Here is a 23,212-nt window from a genome sequence, read left to right as displayed (position 1 = left end):
CTCAGGCCCCGCCGGCGACGCCAATCAGATGCCCCTCCGGGTCGGTGAAGTGCCCCACCGCAAGCTTGCCGCTGGGCGATGCGACCGGTCCCAGGCGCCGCGTCCCGCCCAGGCTCTCGGCCTTCTGCAGCGCATTTTCGACATTGTCGACGGCCACGTAGAAGGTCACATGGCTATCGTAGCCCGCACCGCCGGCGATGCCGCCGGGAATCCCGCCGCCATTGGCGTCACTTTCCACAAAGCCATAGTTGGCAGGCTCGGATATCGCCTCGGCTACCGGCTCGCTCGTATCGAACCGCCAGCCGAGAGCTCGCGATAGTAGCTGCGCAGTTTTTCAGGGTCCTTGCCGATGATTTCGAAGTGAACGACGGGCTGTCCCATGGTGGATCCTCCTCTGGCGATCTTACTGATTCAGCTCATGTTGCCGCTGGCGCACCATTTCCCGTCCGGACGGAGCGCCCGAACAGAAGACCGAGATAGCGGCGCAGGTGCTCGAGACACGCGGCCGCGGCTGCCGCGCCGCCGCCCGCCTTGGCCAGAACGAAGCCGCCCTGCACCACGGCCTCGATATGAAGCGCCAGGCTTTCCGGCGTCCAATCACCGGGCGGGTCGTATTTGTCCATCGCGGCCCGGATTTCCGCCTCGAGCCATGCGTTCCCTGCTGCAAGGCTTTTCTCGCAGGCCGCGCCGATGTCGGGATGCGTGCGGTAGACGTCCTGGATGACCGTTCCGATGAAGCAGGTGAACTCGGGAACGTCACCGGTCAGGATTGCCTTGCGGAAATCGATATAGCCGATGAGCCGGTCGAGGGGATCGGCCTCACCCAGGAAAGGCGCGTCCTCAAAGACATGGGCGGCATGCGCATCCCAATGGGCGACGGCGGCCAGCGCCAGGTCCTCCTTGCTCTTGAAATGGTGGAAGAAGCTGCCCTTGGTCAGCCCCGCCTCGGCGCAGACGTCCTCGACGCGCGTGGCCGTATAGCCCTTGGTGCGCACGACCTTGAAGGTGGCGTCGAGAAACCTGAGTTTGGACTCGTGCTGGTCCCGTGCCAGCCGCCGGCCCTCGGTTTCATTCCGCAACTGCTCCCGAAGAACCATTCACGCCTCCATACCAATCAGTCGGTCCAACTATACCGACTGGTTGGTTTATTGCAAGGTCGAAGAAGACTTCGCGATGCAAGCGTGCGGATGCCCGCGCGGGGGGCCCCCAGCGCAGGGTCCGCCGGCTGCTACTTGATGGCGATGACCTCGTTGTCCACCGCCTGCGTCGCGAAGCGCGAGCGGATCGGCGCGCCCTGCTGGGCGTGGCGCCAGGTTGCGCCGCTGCAGAAGTCGTGAGCGTTGGCGCGCGCGACGTGGTGACCGAGGCGGGTGAGCTCGTAGTCCACTGTCACGGATTGAGGGGCGGGAGTTTCGACCAGGAGGTGGTCGAGCGCATAGTTGTACGACTCGAACCGATAGTTGAGCATGGCCACGAACCAGGCGATCGACTGGTCGTTCTCGGCCTTGCGCGACCGCGCTTCGGCGGCCTCATTGGGGCCCAGCGAGGAAAGGGTCGCGATTGCCGCGGCACGCTGCCGGTCCACCTCGATCACCGCGCAAATCGCTGCAAACGTTGCGGGGATCGTATCGATATCGGCGAGGATATGCCGGCTAAGCGTTGCATAGCGCACGCCCGAGGACTGGTAGTGCGTCTCACGCAGCCAGGAATAGTAGCGCTCGACGCCGAAGGCGCGCGAGCCGACCGGGGTGATGCGGGTACGCTGCAGTTCAGTGACGAAGTCGAACGACCAGTCCTTGGCATGCGGAGCAACGAGGAAGCGCCAGATGCGGTCGTGCATCAGCCTTTCCTCGTCGGTCTGGTTGAAATCCGAAACCGGCTCGCCCCGGGCGGAAGCGAGCACCGTGCCTGTGGCGGGCATGGCCACGTCGTGCATGTAGCTGGGCGCCGCGCGGCCGAAATCGCCAACGGGACGTGGACCGCACGCGGCAAGCACCAGCAACACCGCGGCTGCCGCGGCAAATCCTGCCCCCTGCACCGCGCGCCTATCCGCGCTTGCGCTTGGGTTTGTCGGGACCGGAGCGCTGTGTCGTCGACGGCAGCCCGTTTCGCTCATACCGCACTCCGGTAAACATCAATATCCGTCCGCCGCCGGGTCCGGGACCCTTCGGGGCGGGCCTCGCTCGCCTGGTGAACGCGACAAGTTTCCCCAACCTGCCCTCCGCTCTAGAGCGCGATGCGATTCGATTGAAGCAAATCGCGCGCTCTAACGTTGTGTTATCGCGGGATCTTTCGCGAAGAACCCACGTTTTCGCATCCCGCTCTCGTCCGCTCCGTTCCCACAGGGGTCAGGCTTGGTTGTTGCAAATCAGCGCCTATCTACCCGCTCATGCATTAAGAGTTCGTCAAGGTTAACAGTTCGCTAACGAATCGGCGGCAAGAGTAGAATGGCACCGGAATCAGGTGCTTGGGCTCGGTCGACGGTTTGGGAAATGCTTGGATTTCAACCCTATGAGACGTTTCAACTTTTGATAGACGGCGGCGGGGTGGATCGAACCAACACCCTGCTGATCGCTGCGTGCGACGCCTATGTGCGGCGCGGCAAACCAACTCATCCCGAGATGGAACAGTTCGAGGCCCTTGCCTTGCGGCTCTTTCCCGCCGCTGGCCCGCATGCGCGCGCAAAGGCGGCCGCGATTCTCGTGCGCGCCGACCTCCTGTCGCCTGCCCTCGAGGGATTGATCGCCGAGCACATCGGCGATGACCTGGTACGCTGGATCAACATGGCTGCGAGCCTTTCCGAAAAGACCATGCTCGATCTCATTGCCCGGCAGGACAGCGACATCGCCGCTGCCCTGGCGCGCCGGGCTGACCCGAGCAACATCGTGCTCGCTAAGCTCTTCCAGATGAACTCGCGCAAGGTCTACCGGGCGCTGGCGGCCAATGGCGCCGTCAGCCTGCGAGGTGCTTACCTCAGCGCACTGGCACGGTCGGCGCATATGGACCACATCGTTGCCGAGTCGCTGGCCGCGCGCGCCGATTTCGACGCGGCCCTCCTCGCTCCGGCCTTCTTCGACGTGACCGATGCGGCGCGCATCAAAGTCATTCGAGCCTTTGCCGGCCGGGCGACGCCCGCCGCCCCGATCAAACGCACCATTGAGCAGATCGCCGTCGCCAATGCCGAACTCACTCGGGCGCTGATGAAGCTCTTTTCGGAGAACCGGCGGCCGGAGGTCACCCGGCTCCTGGCGCAGATCACCGGCCTCGATGAAGTGCGCTGCGGGCAGATCGCGCACGACGTGACCGGGGCTGCACTCTTCGTCGTCCTGCGCGCCTTCGGCTGCACGGCGCAGGACGGGCTCAAGGTGCTCATCCACGCCACGGCGCACGACCAGGACCGCTCCAAGGCCCTCGCCGATTTCGTTTCTCTCTTCGAGAGCGTGCCGCAGGATTCCATGGCCTATCTGATGAGCGCGTGGCGCGGCGAAGTGAACCTACTGGAGCTCGTCAAGCCCGAGTACCAGCCGTTCACCGAGGAAAGCAGGCGCACCCCCGTCGCCCCGGCCCGCAACCCAGCCATCGACCAGGCGATCGAAGCGCTGGCTCGCATCGGTGCCCGGCGCGCCGGCTAGGGTGTGTTGCTATTCAGGTAATGCCGGTCTGCAAATGGCCATTCTCTGCGCTTCCGGTGCTCTCGTACCCGAAGGTACGCTGCGCTCCGGTTCTCGATAACGGTCATTTTCGCCTCGGCCTGACCTGAATCCCAACACACCCTGGAGCGATCACGTCGCGAAAAGTCCGCCCCGTTTTTTACACGGCCCGCTCTAAGCGTTTCAGGCAAGAAGAAGGCCGCGCTGCCCACGGGCAACGCGGCTTTATTGCTTGTTCGCGCCTTCGACCGATCAGAACTCCGACCAGTCCGCGCTGACCGCCGCATTGCCGTCAGTCAGGTAGTTCGACGCCGCCTGGCGAACCTTGCGCGCGGCCGCCGCCGGCTGCGTGGTCCTGCGGACGGACGGTGTGCTGTAGGGCTCGCCCGCTTCGGCTTGGCCATCGGTCTTGAACACGTCGACAATATGGTCGAGCGAGCTCGCATGGTTTTCGGTCTGCTCAATTGCAGCGTTGGTCTCCTCGACGAGCGCAGCATTGTGCTGGGTCATCTCATCCATCTGACGAACGGCGGTGTTGACCTCCTCGATGGCCGAGGCCTGCTCCTGACTCTGGCGGGCGATACCCTCCATCAGTTCGGTGCTGGTCTTGGCCGATTCGAGCATGGCATCGAGCTTGGCGGCGGCTTCCGCCACCAGCCTGCTGCCGCCGTTGACTTCGTTGGCCGACTGCTCGATCAGCGCCTTGACGTCGCCCGAAGCCTCGGCTGCGGACTGCGCCAGACGCCGCACTTCGACGGCGACGACCGCAAAGCCTTTGCCGGCCTCGCCCGCGCGTGCCGCCTCGACCGAGGCATTGAGCGCCAGGAGGTTGGTCTGGAAAGCGATATCGTCGATCATGCCGATGATATCGGAGACTTTGCTGGAAGATGCGGTGATCCGCTCCATGGCGACGGTCGCCTCACGCATCACCTTGCCGCCGTCCTCGGCCGAAACCGCTACGGTCGAAGCAGCACCTGCAGCCTGCTGGGCGCGCTTGGCGTTCTCCATGACAGTCTGCGACAGCTGTTCCATGGCCGCGGCCGTTTCCTCAATGGTGGCGGCCTGCTTGGTGGTGCGCTCGGACAGGTCGTTAGCGCCCGAGAGGATTTCGCCCGTGGCGGTCTTCACCGCCCGGGACGTCTCGCGAATCTGGGCGACCAGCGTGTTGAGCCGCTCAGCCATGCGGTTGAAGTCGTTCTTGAGCCATTCGGCTGATTTCGGCAGGTCGGCAGTGATGCGGAACGTCAGGTTGCCGTCGGCCATGGCGGCAAGGCCCTTGACGAGAGTCTCGATGACAATCTCGTCTGTCTTTGCCTGCTCGGCTTTCTCGGCTTCGCGCGCGGCCCGCTCGGTTTCGGCGGTGGTGCGTTCCACCTCGCGCTGCTCGCGCACTTCGGCGGCCTCAACCTCCATGCGCTGCTGCTCAATGGCGGTTTCCTTGAAGACCAGTACGGCGCGGGCCATGTCGCCGATCTCGTCACGGCTCTTGGCGGCGGGCACTTCGATCGAGAGATCGCCCTCAGCGAGCTTACCCATGGCATTGGTCAGCGCGTTGACCGGCCGGGTGATCGAGCGGGTGATGAGGAAGGCGGCAGCGCCCATGACCAGGACGCCGGCGACCAGTGCCAGGCCCAGGATCCGCGCGTTGCTCCAGAACATTGCAGTCAGATCGTCCGTGTAGACGCCTGTACCGACGATCCAGCCCCAGGACGTTCCCTTTACGTGGGAGAGCTTGGGTTGCGCCTCTTCCTGGCCAGGCTTTGGCCAAAAGTAGTCGACGAACCCGCTGCCGGTCGCGCTCTCGCGCACGGTCCTGGCAAACTCGGCAAAAATACGCTTGCCGTTGACGTCCTCCATGCCGGAAAGATCCTGACCCTCCAGCTCTGCCTTGATGGGATGCATGAGCACGCGCGAATTCGCGTCGTTGACCCAGAAGTACTCCCCGCCGTTGTAGCGCATCGGGCGAATGGCCGCGAGCGCGCGGGCCTGGGCCTCCTCGGTGGTCAGGTCGCCCGATTTTTCCATCGCCTCGTAGGCGGCAACCATCGATGCGACATTGTCGGTCATGGCCGTGAGCATGGTCTTTCGCTCTTCGACCAGGCGGTTCTGCGTATTGATGACGCTGAAGAACGTTCCGACGGTCATCATGGCAAGCGCGATGGCGCCCATGAGATAGAGGCGGGAAGAGATGCGGATGGTCATTTGTTGCGGGTTTCCGAGGCGAGGAGGTTGGTTACCCGCACGCTAGGTGAACAGAGTAAAGGAGCCGCTAATTTGCCTCGTTTTTGCCGCAATATGTCGCGGGCAAATCAGGTGGCCTCAACGGGAGGGGAGGAAACCTCGCCTTCCGCCTGCCGGCTCAGGTCTGCCCGAGCCGCGTTGATGATCTGCCACCCGCCGGTGATGCCCAGTGCAGCCATGATCGTCGCCACAACGAGATCGGGCCAGGCCGTGCCGGTACCGAATACGCCGACCGCCGCCAGGAGAACGGCGATATTGCCGATGACGTCGTTGCGCGAGCAGATCCATACCGAGCGCATGTTGGAATCGCCCGTGCGGAAGCGAAACAGCATCACCGCCACGCCGACATTGGCGAGAAGGGCGAGGACGCCTACGATGCTCATCGTCTCAGCCTGCGGCAATGTGCCGGCAAGCGCGTGCCAGACGGTCGAGGCCAGCACAGCCGCCCCCAGAAGGGCGAGCGACCACCCCTTGACGAGCGCTGCCCGCGCCCGCCAGCCGAGCGCCATGCCGGCAACGCCGAGGCTGATCGCGTAGTTGGCGGAATCGCCGAGGAAGTCGATCGCGTCGGCCTGGAGCGCCGCCGAGCCGGCGGCAACCCCCGCGACGATTTCGGCCAGGAACATGGCGGCGTTGACCGCGAGCGCGACCCAGAGCACACGCCGCCAGCGGGTGCTGTTAGGGGTTGTCGTTTGCGAACACTGATCGTCGTGGCAGCAGCCGGCCATATCGTCCTCTGGTCAGGTACCGTATGGCTGCCTATATGCACCCTGTAGTCACTAGAGGGTCAAGCCATGCCGCGCCTCACCATCGGAGACCTTGCCAAGGCAACGGGCACGAAGGTCGAAACCATCCGCTACTATGAACGGATCGGGCTGTTGCCGGAGCCAGGGCGCACCGGAAGCAACTACCGCTCCTACGACGAGGAGCATCTGGGCCGTCTGAGCTTTGTCCGCCGTGCCCGCGATCTCGGCTTCTCGCTCGATCAGGTCCGTGAACTTCTGGGCCTGGCGGACCAGACGGATCGCTCCTGCGAGGCGGTCGACGCCATCGCCCGCCAGCACCTCACCGAGGTCGAGCGCAAGATTGTCGACCTGACGGCCCTCAGGGATGAACTGGCCGAGGTGATCGAACGCTGCAATCACGGCACCGTTGCCGAATGCCGGATCATCGCGGCGCTCGCTCCGGTCCCGGCAGGTTGAGGTGTGTTCAGACCACCAGCAAGCCGAGGTCGCCGCCGCGCAGTTCGAGGGTGATCACCCAGAGGTCGGGGTCGAAATCGACCTCGCGGGCAATACGCTCGCGCACCTTCTGCGGCTCGTCATGGTCGAAGCGGCGCTGAAAAAGCCGGTCGGCCGTTTCCTCCTCGCGCGCGGCGAACGAGGCGGGGGTATATAGCGAAGCGGTGCCGTTGAGGTGGTCGACCTCGATGAAGACCTGACCGGCGATCGGGTCGCCGCGCCGCGACACCACGCACAGGTGTCCGAGGTCATTGTGGCGCCGGATAAAGGCGCCGCACCACATGTCGCTGCGCAGATAGCTCATTGACCTCTGGCCTAGCCGGTTGCCAAGCTCAGATGCTTGCCCCGGCCGCCAACAGCATGTCAACCAGCGCCGGGCTTACCTGCCCGGTGACCTTGTAGTTGTGGTAGACCTCGAAGTTGCGGATGGCTCGGGCGGTCGCCTCGTCGGCTTCGCCATCAATGGCGCCATGCAGGAATCCGAGGCTCGCCAACCCGCGCTGTACCTGCGAGACCAGTTCCCGGTTGGTCGCAGCGGCCGGCGGGGCAGCGCTGGTCGCCGCGGGCCGGGTCGCTTGGGGGCTGGCGTTCGCCACGATCTGGCGGGACGGCTCGGCGGTGGCCGATGCGGCCCGCGATTCGCGAGCAGGGATCGTCGCTGGCGTCTGCGCCGGCGCGATCGGGGCCGGCATCGCCTGCGCACCGGTGTTCGACGACGGTGATGCGAGCAACGGCAGAGCCGGCACCGGCCTTTGAGCAGGCGGCGCCGGGGTCTGGCGATCGCCGACGGCCGCAATGAGCGAGTCAATGGTTTCAGTCGCGGAAGCGACAACTGCGTCTATCGGATTGTCGCTTGCCACCGGTCCGATCAGGACGTCGGCCTGATCGCCTGCCGACAAGGGTGCCGGTGCCGGAGTGGGCGTAGCAATGGGCGCGGCCGCAGCGGTTTGGATTGGATCGGCGGCGCGCACGGCCGCTGGCGCGGCGGCGACTGGTTGGGCGGCCGGCGCTCGAAGCACCCCGGTTGCGTCGGCCCCGAGGATCGCCTCGATCACGGCCGGAGTCAGCGCCCCCTGTGGCGTCAGCCCATGGCGCTCCTCGAAAGCACGGATGGCGCGGGCGGTCATCGGGCCGTAGTAGCCGTCGATCTCGCCCTCGAAGAGCTTCATCTCGAACAGCTTCTTTTGCACCGCAAAGACGTCCTTGTTGCCGACCGGAGCGTCGGGCACCGTCGGCACGACGCTTCCTGTCGTCTCGCTCGTCACCGGCTGAACGAGGGGTGCCGGGTCCGCGGCTGGGGCGCTAACGGTCTGAGGCTGCGGGTCCGCAACCCTTGCCAGATCCTCGGGGCGTTCGGCCGGCACGGGTGCGACAGGCCCCGGCGCGAAGAGCGGGGCCGGATGTATGGCAGTCTGGTTGTAGAGCGCATTGGTGCCGGCCATAGCCGTCATCGTTGCCAACGCAAGCATGCCGGTATTGGCGAGCGGGGCGCGCATATAGCGAGCCACAGCCCACAGGCCCGCCCGGCCGAGTCCGGCGAGCAAGGCGCTGCCTGCGGCCATGGGCAGATGGGAGAGGGTGGAGGCCGTCATAGAGCTTTTCTTTTTTCGTCTTGCCATGGGGTCGTTTGCGTGGCCGCCGACTCACGATGCAAGGTCGCGACCGGCGCAGTTTCCAACACTTTCCTTGCCGGACCGTTTAAGGGCAGCAACACGGTGACGGTGGTGCCGACACCCACTTCCGAAATCGCGCGCAGCGTTCCCCCGTGCAGCTCGACCAGTCCCTTGACGATCGACAGCCCGAGACCCGTGCCTTCATGCCGGCGGTCGAGGCCGCCATTGGCCTGGAAGAAGGGTTCGCCGATGCGTGCGATGGTGCTCGCATCCATGCCGATCCCCCGGTCGCTGACCGAGATGTTAAGGTCCTGGCCTTGCCGCTTCATGGAGACGGCCACGGTGCTCCCCGCATGGGAAAACTTGATGGCGTTCGACAAGAGGTTGATGAGAATCTGCCGGCAGGCGCGCTCATCGGCAACGAGGACGGGCAGCGGCCGCACGATCTCGGTCTTGAGCGTCGTGCCGCGCTCGCGCGCCAGGGCCTCGACGATCCCGAAGCTCGGCTCGATCAGGATTTCGGGCGTAATCGTATCGGTCTGCAGCTCGAACTTGCCTGCCTCGAGCCGCGACATGTCGAGGAGCATGCCGACGACCTCGAGCAGATGCTTGCCGCTCTGATGAATGAGCCCGGCATATTCACGGTGGGTCGGGCTCGGTTCGCCGCCGATGCCCTGCATCATCATCTCGGAAAAGCCGACGACTGCGTTGAGAGGGGTGCGCAGTTCATGGCCGATGGTCGCCAGGAATCTGGACTTGGCACCCGATTCCTGTTCGGCGGCCTTGCGGGCCTCACGCGCTTCTGCCTCCTGGTCCTTGCGTTCGGTGATGTCGCGGATGAGCGCAACGACCTCGAAACGCTCCTTGTGGCCACCGGCTTCGGCGATCGGCGAAAAGCCGACTTCCGACCAGAAGTATCGCGGCACGCTGGGGCTCTCGCCCGGGCGGTCGCGCCGTATGCGCACTTCGATGGTCCGGGGCGTCCCGCCCCGGCTGGCATCGGCGAAGGCGGTGAGATAGGCTGGGCGGTCGGCGACGTGGACACGCTCACCGAGCGCTTTGCCCGTCAGCTCGTACCGCCGGCAGCCGAAGACGGTCTCGCACGAGGGCGAGGCGTAGACGAGCTCCCCCTCCTCCGAGAAGCGCATCACGCCGTCCTGCACGTGCTCGATGAGGTGCCGGTAAGCAGCCACCTGCCGCTTGTCGTAGACTTCGTAGGCGCGGTTGATGCGGTTGGCCGAAAGGGCAACGACGAGGGCGGCAGCCAGCAGGGTGACGAAACCGGGATGCGTGGCAATATCCGGGTCGACCGGAAGGGTGAGGTCGGCCAGGGCAAAACTAGCGATGACGATGACGCCGAACGCAACCCAGCTCAGCCGGCGTAGCGGGCCGTCGGCCAGCAGTGAGGCGAGAACGGGGCCGAGCACCGCGGTTGCCAGGCCGAAATCGGCCAAGTGCGGATCGGCAGCCGCCAGCACGGCGCCACCCGCCATGATCGTGGCGACCTGGCTGGTGGCAGCGTGCGCGTATTTGTGGCTGCGGTTGAGAGCGAGCGAGCCTGCACCGCCGAAGAGGAAGAGGGCGGCAAGCGTCAACGGCAGGATGCTGCCGCTGAGCAGTGTGTGGACCGCGAAGGGCATGGCAAGGGCCGCAAGCACGATGAACGTCCACGCATTGTCGGCCAATGCGGCGCGGCGCATGGCATCGGGACGATGGCCGCTTCCGGCGGTTGCCGGCGACATCTCTTTGCTTGCGCGGAAAGAGAAAAGCCTACCCATTGCACTAAAACTCACTGCCCCGACGCCTAGAGCGCGGTGCGATTTGATGGAATCAAATCGCGCGCTCTAACCTTTTGCTGTCGCGGGATTGTTCGCGAAAAACCGGTTCCCACTTTTTCGCATCCCGCTCTACGCCCGAATATGCTTCGGGTCTGCTTCCACAACGGTGGCTGGCGAACACCTAAGACACGATTAAGTGGCAGCCGCCGACACCCGATCCTGCGGCCCCGAGAGGCGCGGTTTCTCGGTTTAGCGTAAACAAGACCTTGCCCGGCCAAAGGACACCGGTGGTATTTGCTTCAAATTTTATCTAAATCCGCGAGCGCAGTTTAATGACCCGCGCCTAGCCTTGCGAATGCGAGCTTTGCAATGTTGGAAAGACCCATGTTTCTCGTACGCTCAGCCTTCTGGCTCACGGTCGCCTTTCTCGTCATCAAACCCGGCATTGACCTCGACAAGGCCGCTGGCGATCTCTCGAACCAGGCGCTTTCGGCGGGCCGGCAGGTGATTGCCCAGAGCCTCACGGCCGAGGACTGTGACTCGCTCGCCTGCGTCGGCGGCAAGGCGGTCATCGCCGCCGCCATTGCCGATTCGGCACCGTCGGTCCCCGCCGCGGCTCCCGTGCCCCTGCCCCGGCCGCGACCGGAACGCGCCGGCTGAATCGAACCGCCTCGCGACTGGAAATGGCGGCAGCCATCCACTAAATAGTGGACATGAGCGATCCGACCGCCTTTCAGGACATTGCCGAAAACCTTTCGTTCCTCGACGATTGGGAGGATCGGTACCGCTATCTCATCGAGCTCGGCCAGGCCCTGCCCAAGCTCGATCCGGCCGACCGTACGCCACAGAACAAGGTCAACGGCTGCGTCTCACAGGTTTGGCTCGTCTCTGAGAAGTCGCAAGCGCCGGACGGGCGCCCTGCTCTCGTCTATCGCGGCGAGTCCGATGCCATGATCGTCCAGGGTCTGGTGGCCGTGCTCCTGGCGCTCTACTCGGGCCGGCCGCTCGAAGAGATCGCCGGCACCGACGCCGTCGCCCTTTTCGACGAGATGGGTCTGCGCGAACATTTGACCACGCAGCGCTCCAATGGCCTGGTCGCCATGGTCAACCGCATTCGTACCGAAGCCGCCGCCGCTCTGAGCTAGCCTCGCACACGTTTGTCGAAATAACAAAAAGGCCGCCCCATGGGCGGCCGTTCTGTAGGCCTAAGTCCGCAAACGGGCCGGCTCGGCCCTACCGGTCCGTATGGAACGTGCTTGGTCAGCCAGCCTTGCGGCCGAGGCCGTTGTCCTTGGCGAGCTTCGAGCGAGTAGCCGAATAATTGGGCGCAACCATCGGATAGTCTGCCGGCAGACCCCACTTCTCCCGATATTCCTCGGGCGAAAGGTTGTAGTGGGTGCGCAGGTGGCGCTTCAGCGATTTGAACTTCTTGCCGTCTTCCAGGCACACGATGTAGTCGGGGGTGACCGACTTGCGCACCGGCACAGCGGGCTTGAGCTCTTCGACGGGCGCAGGCGTCTCGTTGCCCTGCAGGGCGCGCAGCGCCGTATGCACTTCCGAGATCAGCTTGGGCAAGTCCGTCGGGCTGACGGCATTGTGGCTGACATAGGCCGACACGATCTCGGTACTGAGTTCTATCAGATCGCTATCGAATACAGGCGCCGTGCCAACGGGGTCACTCATATCTCAACCTTTCATTATTCTTGATAGTCACGCAGGGAGGCAGACACGCGACCGGTGATTCGTAATGTTCTTCCACAGCCAATGCAAGCTGCAGAAGTTGTTTCCCCAACCCTTCCTTTTCTTATCATTCACTACGAATGTGACTGAATTTCAGCATCCAGATCGTTGATCACCGTGGAAGCGGCCGGTTTGTAACCAGCGCGCCAACTAGCTTGGGCTAGAAGGTGCGCAGAAACTGGCGTCGTCAACAGCAAAAAGAAGAAACCAGCCAGGGCCCGTAAGATAATCGGTATATCGTTCGATAACAAGGCAATTGCTATCAAAATGAAACCGGCACCCACTGCGCCAGCCTTCGAGGCTGCATGCATGCGGGTATAAAGGTCAGGCAGACGAAGTACGCCGATGGATGCCAGAAGAGCAAATATAGAGCCGACAAGGATTAACGCTGCCGCCAGATACTGGATGATCACGATCATTGTCTGGACTCCTTGCTGTTCAAGATACCGCTACTAGCGCCGTCGCCGGCGGCTCGCGCGAGGATATAGCGGGCAAGCGCGACCGTCGCGAGGAACCCCAAGAGGGCAAGCGCGATCGCGATGTCGAGGTAGAGCATCAGTCCTGTGCGCACGGCGATGACGCAGACGAATCCGAGCGCCACCGTCGTCAGCGCATCGAGCGCGAGCACCCGATCCGGCAAGGTCGGGCCGATGACGATGCGCACGATAACAAGGACCATGGCGAGGCTGAGGACGATGAGGCCGATCAGCGTGGCCAGCGACAGAGCTTCGCTACCCGTCATTGGAGAACACCTCGATGACCTTCTTCTCGAAGCCGTCCTTGATGTCGGCGATCAGCGCCTCCCGGGATTCGAGCGTAATGACGTGGACGAAGAGCTTGCTCTTGTCTTCCGAGATGACCGTGCTCAGCGTTCCAGGCGTCAGCGTGATCAGATTGGCGAGCAAGGTGATTTCGGCGTTGGATTTGACGTCGAGCGGCACGGCGATGATGGCGGGGCGCAGGGTCTCGCGCATGTTCGGGCGCACGACGATCGCGGCGACGCGCACGGCGCTCAGCAGCAGCTGGTAGAGAAAGAGCCCCATTAGCGAGAGCAGCCGCCGGATCTGGCGCAAGGCGCGCGGCGGCGCCAGGTAGGCGCGCAGGATAAAGAGCGCCGCGAAGCCGACCGCAGCGCCCAGCAACAGGTTGAGCAGCCCGAAGGTGCCGGTGATCGTCGCCCAGATGAATGCCAGGACCAGGGTCAGCAGCAGGATGTTCATGGCGCCCCACTCCCGGTTGCGAGGCCGACCGCGGCAACGTAACGCGACGGATCGATGAAGTCTGCGGCGGCGGCACGAGCCGTCTGGAAGGCGAAATCGGGCCAGAGCCCGGCAGCGACGATAGCGCCGACCAGCACCGCTGTCGCCCCCCATCCCAGCCAGCCCTCGCGCACCGACAAGGCGCGCACCGCAACCGGCTGGTATTCGGACTGGGCTCCTTCGCTACCCGCGCGCCAGAAGATGTGCGCCCACAGCCGGGTGCCGGCGATGAGCGTCAGCCAGGCGTTGACGATCAGCGCGCCGGCCATGGCAAGGCCGGTCCAGTCAGCCGGGCCGCCCGCTACCCTGAGGTCGGTGCGCTCGAGGCCGGCTTCGATCAGCAGGAGCTTTGGCCAGAAGCCGAGGAATGGCGGCACGCCGGCGGCCGCCAGCACGACGACGAAGAAGAGTATGGAAAGCGGTGAGTTGGCTGCATAGATGCCGCCCATGCGCCGGCTGTCGGTCTCACCCGTCACCTTCTCGACAAGCCCCGCAACGAGGTAGAGCGCCGCCATCGTGAGGATCGCATGGAAGATATAGAAGCCCGAACCCGCGACTCCCGAGGGCGTCGGGATCGCGATGCCCGAGAGCACGACGCCGATACCGCCGATGACGATGAACCCCATGGCGCGGCGCAGGTTCGTTTCAGCGATGGCGCCGAGCGGGGCGATGACGAGCGTTGCGATGGCCGCGGCGGCCAGCACGGGTTCGAGCAGGTCACGGCTCGACGGAAAGAGCATCACCATGGCACGCATCAGCGCAAAGATGCCGACCTTGGTCAGAAGGCCGGCAAAAAGGGCCGAAACCGCCGCCGGCGGCGTGTGGTAGGAGGCGGGTAGCCACGCGTTGACCGGGAAAGCGGCCGCCTTCATGCCGAAGGCGAGCACCAGCAGGGCGGCAATACCGGCGAGTGCGGCCGGATCGGCCTGTTCTGCCTTACCGATGATATCGGCCATATTGAGCGTGCCGAGCAGGGCATAGGTCAGGCCCAGCGCCAGAAGGAAGAAAGTGGTGGCGAGGAAGTTGAGGAAGCCGTATTTGACCGCGCCATCGAGCTGCAGGCCGCGCCCGCCCAGCACCACAAGCCCAAAGGACGCGATCAGCATCACCTCGAACCAGACGTACATGTTGAAGAAGTCGCCGGTAAGGAACGAGCCGGTAACACCGGCCAGCAGCAGCAGCACCATCGCGAACTGGCCGTCGCGATTGTCCCCCGCCGAGTGATCCATCTGCATGTAGAAGATGACCACGAAAGTGACTGCCGCCGAGGTCAGGGCGAACGCGGTACCGAAAAGATCGGCGGTGAAGCTGATGCCGAACGGCGGCAGCCATCGGCCCATAGTCATGGACACCGGTCCGTCGGCCATCACCCGTACGAAGAGCGTCGCCTCACAGGCGATGATGGCAGCCACAACGAGCAGCGCGAAGCCGGCATGGAAGGAGCGGGTACGGCGCGCCATCAGCAGGAGCGCAGCGCCCATCAATGCAAGCGCCATCGGCAGCACGATCACCCAGTCGGCCGCGGCGGTGGCGGTCTCGATCATGGCCTGGGGAAGGTTGGCTTCAGTTTCCATCAGTAGCTCAGCGGCGGCCGGCAGCCGCCCTCGGGTTCGGCCAGCCGCATGTTGTCCGTGTTGTCGGCGTCGAGCGACTGGTAGGTGCGGAAGGCCAGGACCAGTAGGAAGATGAACATGGCAAAGCCGATGACGATGGCTGTGAGCACCAGCGCCTGCGGCAGCGGGTTGGCCGCTCCCGCGATGGTCTCGGCGCCTTCCGGCACGATCGGCGCCACCTGGCGCGTCAGCCGTCCGCCGGTGAAAATCAAGAGGTTGACGGCGTTGCCGAAGACGGTGATCCCCAGGAGCATGCGGATGACCGAACGCGAGAGCAGGAAATAGACGCCGACGGTCACGAAGATGCCGATCAGTCCGGCGATGATGTAGTCCATCAGTCGATCTCCTCTTCGTCGCGTTCGTCCTCGAGAGCCAGCGCCACGGCCGAGAGCGTGCCGAAGACGACGAAATAGACCCCGATGTCGAAGACCATGGGCGTCGACAAGGCCACCTCGGTGTCGCCCAGCTCGACGTAGAACCAGAGGCTGGTCATGAACGGCGCGCCGATGAACAGCGAGGCGAGGCCGGAGAGGCCAGCGATGAACACACCAAACCCTGCATAGGCCAGGGGATCGAATTTCAGGGCCCGACGCACTGCCCACACACTCGAGGACATGCCCAGAATAGCGATGGCCGAGGCCGCGATCAGCCCACCGATGAAGCCGCCGCCCGGCTCATTGTGCCCGCGCAGCAGAATATAGACCGAGAAAACCACCATAACGGCGACGATCAGCGGCGCGATGGTCCGGAATATGACGGTGTTCATCGCACCATCCCCTTGATCCGCTCGCTACGGGCCGGCGGGAGCGGTATCCGGCCAGCACCGCGCTGGCCGCGGATGAGCGCCAGGATGGCGATGCCGGCGGCCATGACGACGCTGATCTCGCCGAGCGTATCGAAGCCGCGATAGTCGACAAGGATGACGTTGACGACGTTATGGCCATGGGCAATCGGCACACTGGTCGCAAGGAAGACGCCGCTGAGCTCGTTGTCGAGCCGGCCGGTCAGGATCGTCGAGAGCAGCAGAGTAACGCCCAGGCCGCAGAGGACGGCGATGGTTCCATCGCGTAGCGCGTCCTCGAACGGCCGGTGGTCGCGCTCGTCCAGCTTGAGCCGCGTCATCACCAGGGTGAGGACGACAACGGAAAGGATCTCGACCATGAACTGGGTAAAGCTCAGATCCGGCGCGCCGAAGAGCAGGAAGAGCATAGCGACCGCGATGCCCTGAACCCCGAGCGAGAGGATGGCGACCAGCCGGTTCTGCGCAATCACCAGTGCGACCAGCCCGATGATGGCGATGGCAACCACTGCCCATTCGTAGACGGTCAGGTCCGACCAGGACCATTGCGCTGCCCACGTTCCGAGGGCCGACGGCGGCATCAGCCTCTCGAGCCCGCCGAGCGTCAGCCACGGGGCAAGAAGGGCGATGGCGAAGAACGAGAAGACGACGACGAGATAGACCTCCAGCCGTCCGTGATGCAGGAAGCGCGTCACTGCCCCTGCCATACGGACAAGGCCAAACATCAGGACATCGAACCCCTTGTCGAACGTCCAGCCGATGACGGCGTCGGCCCGGCGCAGCAGCGCCCGCAGGGCGTCGAGCTGGTAATAGACGGCGGCGCCAAGGGCCCAGGTCAGCAGCGAGAGCCAGAAGAGGATGGAGCCGAGGTCGAGGGCGAGCGTCAGGTGGCTTTCCACCGGCTCGGCAAGGATGGCGGTCCCGGCCGGTTCAAGGATGTCGTGACCGAACCAAGCCGTCGCAAGGGCGACGCCTATTCCGAGAAGGCCGAGCACCAGCGGCCCCAGGACAAGGCCGAACGAGCCCTCGTGGGCGGGCACGGGCGTCTCGACCGTCGCGCCGGTAAAGGGGCGCATGGCAATGGCGATACCGACGGCGGCAAGCAGCGCGTTGCCGGCAACGACGACGAGGAGAACGAGAATGCTCGAGGGATCGGCATGAGCGAGCCCGAGATACATCTCCTCCTTGGCAAGGTAGCCGACCGTCAGCGGCAGTCCGACCATGGAGACGCCGGAAAGGACGGCGGCGACAAAACTCACCGGCATCTTGCGCATCAGCCCGCCAAGCGCAGTCAGGTCGCGGGTGCCGGTTCCGTGGTCGAGGACCCCGACCATGAGGAAGAGGCCGGCCTTATAGAAAGCGTGGGCGACGAAATAGACGACCATGGCGGCGATCGCGGCTTCACTCCCCTGCCCGATCAACAGGACAAGAAGGCCGAGCGAGGCGATTGTCGTTGACGCCAACATCTGCTTCAGGTCGATCTGCTTGAGGGCGCTGAACCCGCCCCAAACGAGCGTCACGCCGCCGAAAACGGTAAGCGTTGCCATCCAGGCTTGCGTCTCGCCCAGGATCGGTGTCATGCGCGCCAGGAGATAGACGCCGGCCTGCACCATGGTGGCCGAGTGCAGGAAGGCCGAGACGGGGGTGGGTGCCTCCATCGCGTTGGGCAGCCAGAAATGCAGCGGGAACTGCGCGGATTTGGAGAAGGCGGCCAGCAGAAAGAGCACCAGCACCGGCGCGTAGAACGGGCTTAAGCGCATCAGGTCGCCGGTCTCGCGCACTCCGGACAGGTCCCACTGGCCGGTCAGATGCTGGACCATCAGCGCCCCCAGGAGCAGCGCTAGGCCGCCGAGATTGGTGACCACCAGCGCCTGGATAGCAGCGCGGCGCGCGGCTTGGCGGGCGTGATCGAAGCCGATGAGCAGGAAGGAAGAGACCGACGTCAGCTCCCAGAAGGCGTAAAGCGCCAGCATGTTGTCGGCAAGCACGAGGCCGAGCATGGCGCCCATGAAGGCCAGCATGAAGCCGAGGAACCGGCCCTGATGTGGATGGCCGGCGAGATAGGCACCCGAGTAGACGATGATCAGCGTGCCGACCCCCGAGATCATCAGCGCGAAAGTGAGACTGAGGCCGTCGATCAGGAACGAAAGCCCGATGCCGTAGGACGGCACCCAATCGATGCTTGCCCTGACCGGTTCGCCGCCGGCGACCTCATCGAGGAAGCCGAAAAGGAAAAGAAAGATCGCCGCCGGCACGATGGCAAGGAACCAGCCGGCAAAGGCCCCGGTGAACCGATGCACCGCAGGCGCCAGAGCAGCCGCCAGAAACGGGGCGATCGCGACAAGAATGACACTCACGTCTAGCGAAGGTCCCAAGTCCGGTCGGGCTCCTGCAGTGGTCGCGAGACGATTCGTCTCGAGCAAGGTTGGAAGTTGCGGGGGAGATTACTGATTGAACCCCCAAGGACAAGCCAAATCGCCGCTGCGATGTGCCGCACCCCAGAACGCGATGCAATCTGATTGAATCAAATCGTGCGCTCTAGTTTCTCGTTGGCGCGGGATTTTCGCGAAAAACCGGTTCCCACCTTTTCGCACCCCGCTCTGGCCCCCATAAGCCTTTTTGTCTGGCGAGGCGCGGCAAGCGTGCCTATCTGTTGAGCAGATACGGAGGGAAGCGATGAGCGAAGACTTCAAAGTCAAGAAGACCGAGGCCGAATGGCGGGCGGAACTCTCGCCCGAGCAGTATCACGTCATGCGCGAGCACGGCACCGAGCGCGCCTTTACCCACCCGCTCAACGTCGAAAAGGGCAATGGTATCTATCATTGCGCTGCCTGCGGGCAAGCGCTGTTCGATGCCTCGACCAAATACGAATCCGGCAGCGGCTGGCCGAGCTTTTTTTTGCGCCGATCAGCGCGGATGCCGTCGGTGAAACCGTAGACCGCGCGCACGGCATGGTGCGTACCGAGATCCACTGCTCCAATTGCGGCGCCCATCTCGGGCACGTCTTTTCCGACGGACCGCAGCCGACAGGGCAGCGCTACTGCATGAACGGCACGGCGTTGGATTTCGAGCCGAAGGCGTAAACCACCGCTGTTCTGCTGAACGCCTTCCCCTCGGGGCCTTGGCGGGGGAGGCAATCGTGACGGGACTGGCGTCCAACTCCCGAGCGTGCTTAGACACTTGCTGCCTCATCCATCGGAACTTCCATGTCCAAGCCCACCCCGCCGATCGCGGCCCGCAAGCCGCATGCCACGACCTATCACAACGTCACGCGCGACGACCCCTATCACTGGCTGCGCGCCGACAACTGGCAGGAGGTGATGCAACAACCCGATACGCTGGCCGAGGACATCCGCGCCTATCTCGAAGCGGAAAATGGGTACTACGAGGCCGAGTTCGGCAAACCCACCGCGGCGCTGCAGGAGGCGATCTACAAGGAAATCCGCGGCCGGATGAAGGAGGACGATTCCGGCGTACCGACGCCCCACGGCCCGTGGGCCTATAATTCACGCATGCTCGAGGGCAAGCAGTACCCGTTGATCGTGCGCGCCCCGCGCGATGGCGGAGAGGAGCAGGTGCTCCTCGACTGCAATGTCGAGGCGGGGGAAGCGTATTTCGGCTTTGCCGGCGCCGAGCACGACTTCTCGCATCGGCACCTGGCCTGGGCCGCCGACCGCGCCGGATCAGAATACTACGATATCGTCATCCGCGACCTCAAAACCGGCAAGGACGGCCCCGAGGTCATCGTCGAGACTGCCGGTGGCTATGTCTGGTCGAACGACAGCAAGGCGATCTATTACACCGAATACGACGAGAACCACCGCCCGTTCCGCGTGCGCCGGCACGAGATCGGTACGCCGCAGCAAGCTGACACCATCGTCTATGAGGAAAAGGATCCCGGCTTCTTCGTCGGCGTCGGCCGCACTCAGTCGGACCGGTTCATCGTCATCGATGCCCACGACCACCAGACCTCGGAAGTCTGGCTGGTCGATGCCGGGACCGGCGGCGAACCGCGGCTCGTTGCACCACGTGTCGTCGAGCGCGAGTACGAGGTCGAGGAGCGCGGCGGGCTCCTCTACATCCGCACCAATGCCGATGGAGCCGAGGACTACAAGATCGTCACGGCGCCGGTCGAGGCGCCCGGTTCGGAAAACTGGAGCGATCTCGTGCCGCACCGGCAGGGGGTGCTCATCCTCGACATCGGCGTCATCGCCAACCACCTCATCCGCCTCGAGCGCTTCGAAGGCCTGCCGCGCATCGTCATCCGCGATCTGCGCACGGACAAGGAAGAGACGGTCAAGTTCGGCGAAGAGGCCTATTCGCTCGGCATGTCGCTCGGCTACGAGTTCGACACCACGACCTTCCGACTGACCTATTCCTCGCCGACCACGCCCAACCGCACCTATGACTACGACGCGGCAACCGGCGACCGCACGCTGTTGAAGGAGCAGGAAGTGCCGACCGGCCACGATCCGGCCGACTACGAAACGCGGCGGATCTTTGCCCCGGCGCCCGATGGCGAGCAGGTGCCGGTGACCCTGCTTTATCGCAAGGGCCTCGCGCTCGACGGCACCGCGCCTGCCCTCCTCTACGGCTACGGCGCCTACGGTATGTCGATGCCGGCGGCGTTCTCCACATCCGTCCTTTCGCTGGTCGACCGCGGTTTCGTCTATGCCATCGCCCATATCCGCGGCGGCATGGAGAAAGGCTATCGCTGGTACCGGCTGGGCCGGCGCGAGGCCAAGACCAACACCTTCACCGACTTCATCGCCGCCGCCGAAACGCTCATCGACAAGGGCTATACCGCCCGCAACCGGATCGTTGCCCAGGGCGGTTCGGCGGGCGGCATGCTGATGGGCGCGATCGCCAACCTGCGACCGGACCTGTGGGCGGCAATCCTTGCGCAGGTGCCGTTCGTCGACGTCCTCAACACCATGCTCGACGAGACTCTGCCGTTGACCCCGCCCGAATGGCCTGAATGGGGCAATCCGCTCGCCAGCGCCGAGGACTACCAACGCATCGGCGCCTACGCGCCCTACGAGCAGGTTTCGCCCCAGGACTACCCACCGATCCTGGCGCTTGCCGGCCTCACCGATCCGCGCGTCACCTATTGGGAACCGGCCAAATGGGTGGCAAAGCTGCGCGCAACCCGGAGCGGGGACGCGCCATTATACCTCAAGACCAATATGGGCGCCGGGCACGCCGGCGCCTCGGGGCGCTTCGACCGCATCAAGGAAACCGCCATGTGCTATGCCTTCGCGATAAAGGCGGTCGGCCTCGAGGGTTAGCCGGCAAGTAATTGTTCGGCCGTCACAATCGGCCTATATCAGGGACCCGTCCTCTTCGCGCTCCGGCGCAAAAATCCATCAATCCAAGGAGGCTGAAATGGCTTTTGAACTGCCCGAACTGCCCTATGCCAAGGATGCGCTCGCGCCCTATATGTCGGCGGAAACGCTCGAGTTCCACCACGACAAGCACCATCAGGCCTATGTGACCAACGGCAGCAAGCTGCTCGAAGGCTCCGGCCTCGAAGGCAAGAGCCTGGAAGAGGTGGTCAAGCAGAGCTACGGCAAGAATGCCGGCCTCTTCAACAATGCCGGGCAGCACTACAACCACATCCATTTCTGGAAGTGGATGAAGGCCAATGGCGGCGGCCGGGCGCTGCCGGGTGCCTTGCAGTCGGCCATCGATTCGGACCTCGGCGGCTTCGACAAGTTCCGCGAGGACTTCCTTGCGGCCGGCGCCACGCAGTTCGGTTCGGGATGGGCCTGGCTCGCGTTCAAGGACGGTAAGCTCGAGGTCACCAAGACCCCCAATGGCGAGAACCCGCTCGTCCACGGCGGCACGCCGCTCCTGGGCGTAGATGTCTGGGAACACTCCTATTACATCGACTACCGCAACGCCCGCCCCAAATACCTCGAAGCCTGGTTCGACAACCTGGTCAACTGGGACTATGTCGCCGAACTCTACGAGGCCGCCAGCAAGTAGCTCCCGCCCCACCGTGGGAGCCGCCACATAGCGGCTCAACGACTGCCTGTTGCGGCCCGCCCACTTCGTGGACGGGCCGTTTCATGTCTGCCTTGCAGTTGAAAACGCAACCGAGGCCTTCATCCGGCCGTTGTAACATGGTAACGAATTGTTAACCATGGGAGTTCGCCGTTGCAGCAAGCGGGCAAGGTCGTCGCCGTCATTACCGCCAATCCTGCACTCTCCTCTGTGCTGACCATGGTGCTGGGGTCGGACAGGCGCTTGCGCGTGCGCCCTTTCGAAAGCGAATTCGCACTGGCGACCTACATGCGCATCGCGCCCGTTGACGTTCTTATCATTGACCTTGATCGCGAGGACGTGCCGGCGGTCGAGCTTGTCGCGGCACTGCGAGCCCGTCCAGGTATCGTGCGGGCGGACTTCCAGGCGATCGCCCTTACACGTACCGTCACTAGTGCGTTGCGTGACGCAAGCATCGCGGCCGGCATCGACGAGGTCATCGTCAAACCAATGTCGCCCCGACATCTCCTGGAACGGGTGGTGGCACGGCTCGACCTCAGGCGGCCATTCGTCGTGGCGTCGGGTTATCGTGGTCCCGACAGGCGCGATCGCATGCCCGCATCCTCACGCCCGTCCGACCACGGCCGACGCCGTGGCGACAACGTCGTCGAACTGTTCCCGCAGAACGTTTAGTTCGGCTCCGTCAGAACTGACGGAGCTTAGCCGCGCTCGCGCTCTTCGATCATCCGGCTCGCCCGGATCCACACATCCTCGACCGAATCGGCAAACTGAATGACACGGTCGTAGCCCTTGAGACCGTGCGAGAGGACGTCGGCAGCATAGCCGCGCATCATCTCGAAGGCCCGATTCTTGTTGAGGAGCACGACCGGGCGGGCCTGCCCAGCCTGGCGCGCTGCCGTCCAGGCAGCAAAAAGGCTCGAGGCCGAAGCGAGCGATCCGGGAAGGCCGATATAGGCATCGGTCTGCCCACCAATGCGTGCCAGTCGCTGGTCGCGGTCGGAAATCACCTCGATCGGTACGCCGGCCAGCGCCGGCGGCAGGACGATGCTGGCGTCGGCCACTACAGCGGCATCGCCCCCCGCGGCCCTGACGGCCGTGATCAGCGGAATGGGCAGCGTTCCGCGCTCGGCAAGGCAAAGCACGCGCGCGCCGCGCCGCGCCAGATAGCTGCCCGCCTGCGACATGATGCTCGACCGCTCGGCGTCCCCCGGCCCCTTGTCGGAAGCAAATATCGTGAGCGTTGGGTGGGCGTGAGCTTGGTGCATGCGTGCT

Annotated in this window: 24 protein-coding genes and 1 pseudogene; 8 read left to right on the top strand and 17 right to left on the bottom strand. The window is 64.3% G+C overall.

The genetic code is table 11. From position 1 onward, the window contains the following. Nucleotide 1: 1 nt before the first annotated feature. From QQK18_RS11485 to QQK18_RS11475, 3 genes are all read right to left on the bottom strand, one after another. Nucleotides 2–238 carry a VOC family protein gene (locus QQK18_RS11485; RefSeq protein ID WP_284340480.1) on the bottom strand — a complete coding sequence of 79 codons (237 nt, stop codon included), beginning with the start codon at nt 236–238 and terminating at the stop codon, nt 2–4. 178 nt (nt 239–416) lie between these two features. After that, entirely contained in the window at nt 417–1,097 is a 681-nt protein-coding gene (locus QQK18_RS11480; RefSeq protein ID WP_284340479.1) for a TetR/AcrR family transcriptional regulator, read from the bottom strand. 131 nt (nt 1,098–1,228) lie between these two features. Beyond that, nucleotides 1,229–2,038, bottom strand: coding sequence for a hypothetical protein (locus QQK18_RS11475; protein WP_284340478.1), 810 nt, complete (start codon nt 2,036–2,038; stop codon nt 1,229–1,231). A 508-nt stretch (nt 2,039–2,546) separates the two neighbouring features. Between QQK18_RS11475 and QQK18_RS11470 the strand changes: the two genes are divergently transcribed. Then, a complete protein-coding gene (locus QQK18_RS11470) occupies nt 2,547–3,632 on the top strand; it encodes a DUF2336 domain-containing protein (protein ID WP_284340477.1) in 1,086 nt (361 codons plus the stop codon). 270 nt (nt 3,633–3,902) lie between these two features. Here QQK18_RS11470 and QQK18_RS11465 read toward each other — a convergent pair whose 3' ends face one another. Continuing rightward, nucleotides 3,903–5,852: a methyl-accepting chemotaxis protein gene (locus tag QQK18_RS11465; RefSeq protein ID WP_284340476.1), complete on the bottom strand. Its 1,950-nt coding sequence runs from the start codon at nt 5,850–5,852 to the stop codon at nt 3,903–3,905. Between the two features lie 107 nt (nt 5,853–5,959). Beyond that, entirely contained in the window at nt 5,960–6,619 is a 660-nt protein-coding gene (locus QQK18_RS11460; RefSeq protein ID WP_284340475.1) for a cation efflux transmembrane domain-containing protein, read from the bottom strand. Between the two features lie 66 nt (nt 6,620–6,685). Between QQK18_RS11460 and QQK18_RS11455 the strand changes: the two genes are divergently transcribed. Continuing rightward, nucleotides 6,686–7,093, top strand: a complete 408-nt coding sequence (locus QQK18_RS11455) for a MerR family transcriptional regulator (RefSeq protein ID WP_284340474.1) — start codon at nt 6,686–6,688, stop codon at nt 7,091–7,093. A gap of 7 nt (nt 7,094–7,100) precedes the next feature. Here QQK18_RS11455 and QQK18_RS11450 read toward each other — a convergent pair whose 3' ends face one another. Genes QQK18_RS11450 through QQK18_RS11440 form a run of 3 tightly spaced genes read right to left on the bottom strand, consistent with a single transcriptional unit; the run spans nt 7,101 to nt 10,487 of the window. Next, entirely contained in the window at nt 7,101–7,436 is a 336-nt protein-coding gene (locus QQK18_RS11450; protein WP_284340473.1) for a DUF1491 family protein, read from the bottom strand. A gap of 28 nt (nt 7,437–7,464) precedes the next feature. Next, nucleotides 7,465–8,724: a peptidoglycan-binding domain-containing protein gene (locus QQK18_RS11445; RefSeq protein WP_284340472.1), complete on the bottom strand. Its 1,260-nt coding sequence runs from the start codon at nt 8,722–8,724 to the stop codon at nt 7,465–7,467. Next, nucleotides 8,721–10,487 carry a sensor histidine kinase gene (locus QQK18_RS11440; protein WP_284340471.1) on the bottom strand — a complete coding sequence of 589 codons (1,767 nt, stop codon included), beginning with the start codon at nt 10,485–10,487 and terminating at the stop codon, nt 8,721–8,723. The genes QQK18_RS11445 and QQK18_RS11440 overlap by 4 nt, the downstream gene beginning before the upstream one ends. 420 nt (nt 10,488–10,907) lie before the next feature. Between QQK18_RS11440 and QQK18_RS11435 the strand changes: the two genes are divergently transcribed. Continuing rightward, nucleotides 10,908–11,183: a hypothetical protein gene (locus QQK18_RS11435; protein ID WP_284340470.1), complete on the top strand. Its 276-nt coding sequence runs from the start codon at nt 10,908–10,910 to the stop codon at nt 11,181–11,183. Nucleotides 11,184–11,236: 53 nt separating this feature from the next. Continuing rightward, nucleotides 11,237–11,668: a SufE family protein gene (locus tag QQK18_RS11430; protein ID WP_284340469.1), complete on the top strand. Its 432-nt coding sequence runs from the start codon at nt 11,237–11,239 to the stop codon at nt 11,666–11,668. A gap of 115 nt (nt 11,669–11,783) precedes the next feature. Here the strand turns inward: QQK18_RS11430 and QQK18_RS11425 are convergent, their stop codons facing one another. The 8 genes from QQK18_RS11425 to mbhE all read right to left on the bottom strand — a co-directional run bounded on the left by QQK18_RS11425 (nt 11,784) and on the right by mbhE (nt 18,291). Next, nucleotides 11,784–12,206 (bottom strand): Ros/MucR family transcriptional regulator, encoded by a 423-nt coding sequence (locus QQK18_RS11425; protein ID WP_284340468.1) that lies wholly within the window; start codon nt 12,204–12,206, stop codon nt 11,784–11,786. Between the two features lie 131 nt (nt 12,207–12,337). Beyond that, nucleotides 12,338–12,682 carry a monovalent cation/H(+) antiporter subunit G gene (mnhG, locus tag QQK18_RS11420; RefSeq protein WP_284340467.1) on the bottom strand — a complete coding sequence of 115 codons (345 nt, stop codon included), beginning with the start codon at nt 12,680–12,682 and terminating at the stop codon, nt 12,338–12,340. After that, on the bottom strand, nt 12,679–13,005 hold the full coding sequence (locus QQK18_RS11415) for a cation:proton antiporter (protein ID WP_284340466.1): 327 nt from the start codon (nt 13,003–13,005) through the stop codon (nt 12,679–12,681). The genes mnhG and QQK18_RS11415 overlap by 4 nt, the downstream gene beginning before the upstream one ends. Continuing rightward, nucleotides 12,995–13,483 carry a Na+/H+ antiporter subunit E gene (locus QQK18_RS11410; RefSeq protein WP_284340465.1) on the bottom strand — a complete coding sequence of 163 codons (489 nt, stop codon included), beginning with the start codon at nt 13,481–13,483 and terminating at the stop codon, nt 12,995–12,997. The genes QQK18_RS11415 and QQK18_RS11410 overlap by 11 nt, the downstream gene beginning before the upstream one ends. Then, nucleotides 13,480–15,096: a proton-conducting transporter transmembrane domain-containing protein gene (locus QQK18_RS11405; RefSeq protein ID WP_284340464.1), complete on the bottom strand. Its 1,617-nt coding sequence runs from the start codon at nt 15,094–15,096 to the stop codon at nt 13,480–13,482. Before QQK18_RS11405 ends, QQK18_RS11410 begins: the two co-directional genes overlap by 4 nt. Beyond that, nucleotides 15,096–15,470, bottom strand: a complete 375-nt coding sequence (locus QQK18_RS11400; RefSeq protein ID WP_284340463.1) for a Na+/H+ antiporter subunit C — start codon at nt 15,468–15,470, stop codon at nt 15,096–15,098. The genes QQK18_RS11405 and QQK18_RS11400 overlap by 1 nt, the downstream gene beginning before the upstream one ends. Then, nucleotides 15,470–15,901: a Na(+)/H(+) antiporter subunit B gene (locus QQK18_RS11395; RefSeq protein ID WP_284340462.1), complete on the bottom strand. Its 432-nt coding sequence runs from the start codon at nt 15,899–15,901 to the stop codon at nt 15,470–15,472. Before QQK18_RS11395 ends, QQK18_RS11400 begins: the two co-directional genes overlap by 1 nt. Next, nucleotides 15,898–18,291 (bottom strand): hydrogen gas-evolving membrane-bound hydrogenase subunit E, encoded by a 2,394-nt coding sequence (gene mbhE, locus QQK18_RS11390; RefSeq protein ID WP_284340461.1) that lies wholly within the window; start codon nt 18,289–18,291, stop codon nt 15,898–15,900. The genes QQK18_RS11395 and mbhE overlap by 4 nt, the downstream gene beginning before the upstream one ends. Nucleotides 18,292–18,610: 319 nt before the next feature. Here mbhE and msrB point away from each other — a divergent pair. The 4 genes and pseudogenes from msrB to QQK18_RS11370 all read left to right on the top strand — a co-directional run bounded on the left by msrB (nt 18,611) and on the right by QQK18_RS11370 (nt 22,612). Next, a pseudogene (msrB, locus tag QQK18_RS11385) lies at nt 18,611–19,017 on the top strand (peptide-methionine (R)-S-oxide reductase MsrB). 123 nt (nt 19,018–19,140) lie between these two features. Continuing rightward, entirely contained in the window at nt 19,141–21,222 is a 2,082-nt protein-coding gene (locus QQK18_RS11380) for a S9 family peptidase (RefSeq protein ID WP_284340460.1), read from the top strand. Between the two features lie 97 nt (nt 21,223–21,319). Next, nucleotides 21,320–21,922, top strand: coding sequence for a superoxide dismutase (locus tag QQK18_RS11375; RefSeq protein WP_284340459.1), 603 nt, complete (start codon nt 21,320–21,322; stop codon nt 21,920–21,922). A gap of 171 nt (nt 21,923–22,093) precedes the next feature. Then, nucleotides 22,094–22,612: a response regulator gene (locus QQK18_RS11370; RefSeq protein WP_284340458.1), complete on the top strand. Its 519-nt coding sequence runs from the start codon at nt 22,094–22,096 to the stop codon at nt 22,610–22,612. Nucleotides 22,613–22,638: 26 nt separating this feature from the next. On the opposite strand, the gene QQK18_RS11365 is transcribed toward QQK18_RS11370, so the two are convergent. Continuing rightward, nucleotides 22,639–23,205, bottom strand: a complete 567-nt coding sequence (locus QQK18_RS11365) for an LOG family protein (protein ID WP_284340457.1) — start codon at nt 23,203–23,205, stop codon at nt 22,639–22,641. Nucleotides 23,206–23,212: the final 7 nt, after the last annotated feature.

This window comes from Devosia nitrariae (assembly GCF_030160115.1).
GTDB lineage: Bacteria > Pseudomonadota > Alphaproteobacteria > Rhizobiales > Devosiaceae > Devosia > Devosia nitrariae.
Note: the sequence above shows the minus strand (reverse complement) of the source record. Positions and strands in the feature narration are given on the sequence as shown.